The sequence below is a fragment of the Kribbella sp. genome (assembly GCF_035687465.1).
In the GTDB taxonomy this organism is placed as follows: domain Bacteria; phylum Actinomycetota; class Actinomycetes; order Propionibacteriales; family Kribbellaceae; genus Kribbella.
Genome location: NZ_DASRXP010000537.1, coordinates 1 through 5,652, shown reverse-complemented (window position 1 = coordinate 5,652; position 5,652 = coordinate 1). Strand labels below are relative to the sequence as shown.

Annotated in this window: 7 protein-coding genes and 1 tRNA gene; 4 read left to right on the top strand and 4 right to left on the bottom strand. The window is 67.4% G+C overall.

Features of this window, described 5'->3' with window-relative positions; all coding sequences use genetic code 11:
- The 3 genes from VFG33_RS28370 to VFG33_RS28360 all read left to right on the top strand — a co-directional run.
- A partial coding sequence (locus tag VFG33_RS28370; protein ID WP_325056032.1) for a sensor histidine kinase occupies positions 1-990 on the top strand: 990 nt, incomplete at its 5' end.
- Positions 987-1,649, top strand: a complete 663-nt coding sequence (locus VFG33_RS28365; RefSeq protein ID WP_325056031.1) for a response regulator — start codon at positions 987-989, stop codon at positions 1,647-1,649. The genes VFG33_RS28370 and VFG33_RS28365, both read left to right, overlap by 4 nt.
- 54 nt (positions 1,650-1,703) lie before the next feature.
- A complete protein-coding gene (locus VFG33_RS28360) occupies positions 1,704-2,528 on the top strand; it encodes an aminotransferase class IV (protein WP_325056030.1) in 825 nt (274 codons plus the stop codon).
- Positions 2,529-2,605: 77 nt separating this feature from the next.
- Here the strand turns inward: VFG33_RS28360 and VFG33_RS28355 are convergent, their stop codons facing one another.
- On the bottom strand, positions 2,606-3,172 hold the full coding sequence (locus VFG33_RS28355; RefSeq protein WP_325056029.1) for a CGNR zinc finger domain-containing protein: 567 nt from the start codon (positions 3,170-3,172) through the stop codon (positions 2,606-2,608).
- Positions 3,173-3,309: 137 nt separating this feature from the next.
- Between VFG33_RS28355 and VFG33_RS28350 the strand changes: the two genes are divergently transcribed.
- Positions 3,310-3,381: transfer RNA gene (locus tag VFG33_RS28350), tRNA-Val, on the top strand.
- Positions 3,382-3,443: 62 nt separating this feature from the next.
- On the opposite strand, the gene VFG33_RS28345 is transcribed toward VFG33_RS28350, so the two are convergent.
- The 3 genes from VFG33_RS28345 to VFG33_RS28335 all read right to left on the bottom strand — a co-directional run.
- On the bottom strand, positions 3,444-4,655 hold the full coding sequence (locus VFG33_RS28345) for a tyrosine-type recombinase/integrase (RefSeq protein WP_325056028.1): 1,212 nt from the start codon (positions 4,653-4,655) through the stop codon (positions 3,444-3,446).
- Between the two features lie 7 nt (positions 4,656-4,662).
- Positions 4,663-4,929 carry a helix-turn-helix domain-containing protein gene (locus VFG33_RS28340; protein WP_325056027.1) on the bottom strand — a complete coding sequence of 89 codons (267 nt, stop codon included), beginning with the start codon at positions 4,927-4,929 and terminating at the stop codon, positions 4,663-4,665.
- A 14-nt stretch (positions 4,930-4,943) separates the two neighbouring features.
- Positions 4,944-5,652 (bottom strand): DUF3631 domain-containing protein (locus VFG33_RS28335; RefSeq protein WP_325056026.1); only part of this gene is annotated, 709 nt, incomplete at its 5' end.

Genomic DNA, 5,652 nt, shown 5'->3' with positions numbered 1-5,652 from the left:
GTCGCACTCGCGTCGCTGGGTGGACTGCTGCTCCTGGTCACGGGCTGGAGCGCGTACTCCGCACTCAACGACCTCCCCGTCCCCGGACTGCCGAACACCGTCGTCCGGATCGGTGACCGCTCCGGCCCGTCGATCGGGGACGACGTCACCACGATCGAACGTGGTGCCGCGTCGAACGCCTGGAACACCGCGTCCGTGGCTGGTCTGGCCTTGGTCGCCGCCTGGGCGATCGGCTCCAGCGTCTACAACCGCCGCGCGCTCCTCGGCCAACTTCACGCCCGCGCCCTGGATCTGGAACGCGAACGGGACCACCGGGCCACCCTCGCCGTGGCCGCGGAACGCGGACGGATCAGCCGCGAGCTGCACGACGTCGTGGCCCACGGCCTGTCCATGATCGTGATCCAGGCCCAGGGCGGCGCCGCCGCGCTGGACGACCGGCCGACCGATACCCGGACCGCGCTGGAGGCGATCGTCAAGACCGGCCGCGACTCCCTCGCTGACATGCGCAGGGCAGTCGGTGCGCTCGGCGAAGTGGATGACAGTTGGCAACCTCAGCCCGGGCTCGCCCACCTCCCCGCCCTGCTCTCACAGGTCAGACAGACCGGTACGCCGGTGCGCCTGCAGGTCGAGGGGACGGTTGCCGAACTGCCGTCGGCGGTGGACTTGTCGGCGTACCGGCTCATCCAGGAAGCGCTGACCAACACGATGAAACATGCCGGTACCGGTGCGACCGCCGAGGTGTCCGTCTGCTTCAGGCCCGCCGAGCTCAGCCTTGAGGTCCGCGACGATGGACGGGCCGCGCCCGGCGACGACAGCCTTGGCCCCGATAGCTTGACCGGCGACGACGGCTTGACTGATGCCGGTGGCAACGGGCTTCGCGGCATGCGCGAGCGGGTCAAGCTGCTCGGCGGCCGCCTTGAAGCCGGCCCGGCTCCCGAGGGTGGGTTCGTCGTGCGGGCAACCCTTCCGATCGAAAGGCGGCACGCGTGATCCGCGTCCTTCTTGCCGACGACCAGGCTCTGGTCCGGACCGGCTTCCGGATGATCCTCGAGCACGCCCCGGATATGGAGGTGGTCGGTGAGGCGGGCGACGGGGCCCAGGCGGCGGCGCTGGCGCTCGAACTACGGCCCGATGTCGTCCTGATGGACATCCGGATGCCCGAGGTCGACGGGGTGGAGGCGACCCGCCGCATCTGCGCCGACGACGACAGCCGGATCAGGATCCTGGTCCTGACCACCTTCGACCTCGACGAGTACGTCTACGCCGCCCTGCACGCCGGCGCGAGCGGGTTCCTGCTCAAGGACACCCTCGCCCCCGACCTGCTCTCGGCCATCCGGGTGGTGGCGAACGGCGAGGCGGTGGTGGCACCCAGCGTGACCCGCCGACTCCTCGAACGCTACGTGGCTACCGCGCCCGCGGAGCTCACCCCGAGCGCCGACCTGAACCTCCTGACCGGGCGCGAACGCGAGGTGCTGACCCTGATCGCTCGCGGCCTGTCGAACAGCGAGATCGCCGGCCGCCTGCACCTGACCGAGGGCACCGTGAAGACCCACGTCAGCCGAATCCCGTCCAAACTCGGCCTGCGTGACAGGGTCCAGGCCGTCGTCTTCGCCTACGAAGCCGGCCTCGTCCGCGCGGGAGCCGTCTGAGCCGGCTCGAGGTGAGGCGCATTAGGGTGTGGCAGGGTTTTGGAAGGAGTACGGATGAGAATCTGGCTGAACGGTGCGCTGGTGGAGGATCCGGCGAGTGCCGCGGTCTCGCCGCTGGACCATGGGCTGACCACCGGTGACGGAGTGTTCGAGACGCTGAAGATCGTCGACGGGCAGCCGTTCGCGATCACCAAGCACCTCGAGCGACTGGTCGTTTCGGCCACTGGGCTGGGACTGCGCGCGCCCGACCTCGGCCAGGTCGAGGAGGCGATCGCCGCGGTGGTGAAGGCGGATCCCGACATCGCGTTCGGCCGGCTGCGGATCACCTACACCGGCGGCGTCTCGCCGCTGTCCTCCGACCGGGGCACCGCCGGACCGACCCTCGTGGTCGCGTCCCAGGCGGTCGAACGCCCGGCGCCGAGTTCCGCGATCGTCACCGTGCCGTGGGTGCGCAACGAACGCAGCGCGGTCGCCGGCCTCAAGACCACCTCGTACGCCGAGAACGTCCGCGCACTGGGGTATGCCAAGGCGCGGGGTGGTAGCGAGGGGATCTTCGCGAACACCGTCGGGAACCTCTGCGAAGGCACCGGCTCCAACATCTTCTGCGTCTTCGACGGTGAACTGGTCACCCCGACGCTGGAGTCGGGCGCGCTCGCCGGTGTCACCCGTGCTCTGGTGCTGGCGTGGTTCGGCGCGGTCGAGCGGGACGTGCCGCTGGCGAAACTGGCCGAGGCGGATGAGATCTTCCTCACCTCCACTATCCGCGACGTCCAGGCGATCCACCGGGTCGACGACCGCGACCTAGCCGCCCCCGGCGAAGTCACCGCCGCTGTAACCAAGGTGTTCGCCGAACGGTCCGCAGAAGACATCGACCCCTAGGTTTGGGGTGCGAGGCAACAGTCGCCGCTCTGGATGGACCAGGTTGGGCGGCGGTTGCGTGCGTAGTACGGGCGGGTTTACTCGCCGGAGGCTTTGCGGCGTTCGCGGTAGGCGGCTACGTGCAGGCGGTTGCCGCAGGTGCGGGCGTCGCAGTAGCGCTTGGAGCGGTTGCGCGACAGGTCGATCAGGGCGTCGTCGCAGTCCGGTGCCTCGCAGCGGCGGAGCCGTTCGCGTTCGCCGGCCGAGATCACCTGCGCCAGCGCGATACCGCACTCGACCGTGATCCGGCAGGTCAGCGTCGACCCGTCGCGGGAGTAGTGGATGTGCCACGGATGACCGTCGTGATTGGTCAGCCGGGGCGTGGTGGTGCCGCTGGCGACGATCGCGTTGACCATCGCCGCGGCCTCGGCATCGGAACCGGTGGTGAACACCCGGGAGAACAACGGCCGGAGCGCGCGGACATCCTCGAGGTCGGACTCGGTCAGATTCCCGACCGCGCTGAACTCCTGCTCGTGGACGAACTTCTCCAGTTCTTCGAGCGTCTCCAACGTGTCGACCTGGTTGTTCGGCCCGGGCAGCGTGTTGACCAGCCGGACCAGCGTGCCGAGCGCGTGCTCGGTGTCGTGCGAGAAAGTCACAGTCATGTCTCCAACGCGACGGGGTCTCCGTCTTTCAGACAGAGTAGCCCGGCCGGTTTCGTCCGTCGCGGACCAATGCGCTATGGTTTCACCCGCACCGCTTGAGCAACCACCACAAGCGGTCACAACTTCATTACCAGCAGGGGCGATTGGCGCAGTGGTAGCGCGCTTCGTTCACACCGAAGAGGTCACTGGTTCGAACCCAGTATCGCCCACAGCACGAAACAGCAGGTCAGAGCGGGAACCCGGCAGATGCCAGGTCCCCGCTCTTCTAGTTTCAGCCCTCGTCAGGCAGCGAAAAGGCAGCGAGAGCGTCCAAAACCCTCTCCTGAGAGCCTCCTTGGACGTGGGTGTAGATCGCGAGCGTGGTTGTCGGCCGCTCGTGCCCCATCACCCGCTGTACGTCGGGAACCGGCACACCCGAGGTGATCAGCCACGAGGCGTACGAGTGCCGAAGGTCGTGGAACCTCAGCCCGCCGTCTCCGTGTCGCGCGATCGCCTTCACTGCCTGTACTGCGGTCGAGAACACCTCGGACATGTCCCCGGTCGGCGTCGGCCAGGTCGCCCGGAACTTCTCACCTTCCTCAGTGACCGCGCCTAGCAGCCCAGCTCGGACCAGGGCGGGCCGCCAGATGCGCGCCCTGAACAAAGTCCGGCGTAGCGGCGTACCGGCTTCGTTGGTGAACACCTCACCGGCCGGGCCGGTGCCGTACAGGTCGCGATGACGCTTCAACAGGTCGGCCACCATCGACGGCAGCGGGACAACACGGCGCCCCGCACGCGACTTCGGGTAAGGCTTTGGGGTCACATGCCCGCTGACTTCGATCGCAACGCGCTCGACTCGCAAAGTGCCGGCATTGAGGTCGATCGATTCCCAGCGGAGTCCGATGCACTCTCCCCAGCGAAGCCCGGTGCCGCCAGCCAGCGCGACCAATGGCCGATGACGCGGGGGAATGGCGGGCAGTAGTTGTGCGGTGAAGGCCTCACGGCTGATGGTCTGCCGGTCGCCTGCCTGCTGACGCTTCTTCGGCAACCTCACCCCAGCCGCCGCATTGATCGCGATAAGCCGGTCGCGAATTGCTGCCTTCAGTACGGCACTGAACAGCCGGTGGCATTCGGTCACAGTCGCAGGGGACAGGTGAGCCGAGAGCTTCGCGACCCACTTCTGCACCGCCGAATGATCGATAGCGGATAGGGGAGCGTTGGCCCACTGGGGCAGGAGATGCGTGCGCAGCAGGGAGAGGTCTCGTGCCCTGGTGGTGAGCTCGACATTGTGCGATTCGAGCCATTCGGCCGCGTAGACGCCGAACTTCATTCGCTTGCCTGCGTGCGGATCAATGTAGGTGCCGGTATGGCGGGCAGTCTCGACCGTGGCGAGGAACGCGGCAGCCTCGCGCTTGGTCGGGAAGGTCTTGGACGGCTGGCGGCCGGTGGCATCGCGCCAGCACGCTTTCCAGCTTCCAGCGGGGGTTTTACGGACGTAACCCATGGTGTCGTTAGCTCCAGTTTCCAGCGGTGGCGAGTGTGGTGGTGTCGTCGGGGATCGGGGTGGCGTCGAGCCAGTTGTGGAATGCCTTGCGCGGCACCACCCAGCGGGTGCCAAGTCGGCGGGCAGGGAGCTGCCCGGTGCGGACCATGAGGTAGGCGGTGTTCCGCGAGACGGCTAGGAGCTGTGCGACCTCGGGGACCGTGTAGACCAGGGCGCGAATGTCGTGCACGGTCGCGGTCGATTCGTCGTCAGGAACTGGCAGAAGGTGAGTCACTACGGATGCCCCTTTCACGCTGCACCGGAGGTGGATCGGTTCTGGTGTGCGTCGTCCGAAAGAGGGGCTACGGCTCTGGGTCCCCAAGCCGTACCAGTCGTACCAGCCTCGTTTTCGCAGGTCAGGGTCAAGGAGGCTTGGTTCGTTGGTACGGCTTGAGCCGTACCAGTGGGGGAAGCCTCCTCGGGGCTGACCTGGGAAGTTACGGCTGGTACGGCTGGTACGGCTTCCCCGACCTCGGCTTTTGGCGCGGGGCAGTAGCGGTTCCAGGCGTCGGCGAAATCGCTGCGTACGTAGCCCTTGGCTTGGCCGGTGGGGAATCGGATGGTGTCGCTGCGGATCTCGAAATCGCGTAGCAGGTTGCCCATCTTCATCGCTGTGAGTCCGTTGGCTCCCAGCGTTGCCCAGGGGCCTTCGGTGTCGCTGCGCAGCCGGTCGAGCAGGAGTTGAGTCGGTAGTGCATCGGCGTCTTGGAACGCTGTGCGGCAGTCGGCCAGCAGGCGGGTTGGGATCGACGCTTCGTCTCCGGCGTCGCGGTCGCTGGTGAGCGCTACAGCCGCTTTCCGGGCGGCTCGTGGCCATTGCCCGCCTGCCAGGTCGGCAATGGCAATCATCGGCTCCCAGGTGTCGGCTGCACGGTCTTCCAGTGGCATGTCAGGTGTCGCGTTCTTCAGCGCCTTGACGTGGGCGGTGAGCCACTTGTTGAGGCGTTGCCCTAGCTCG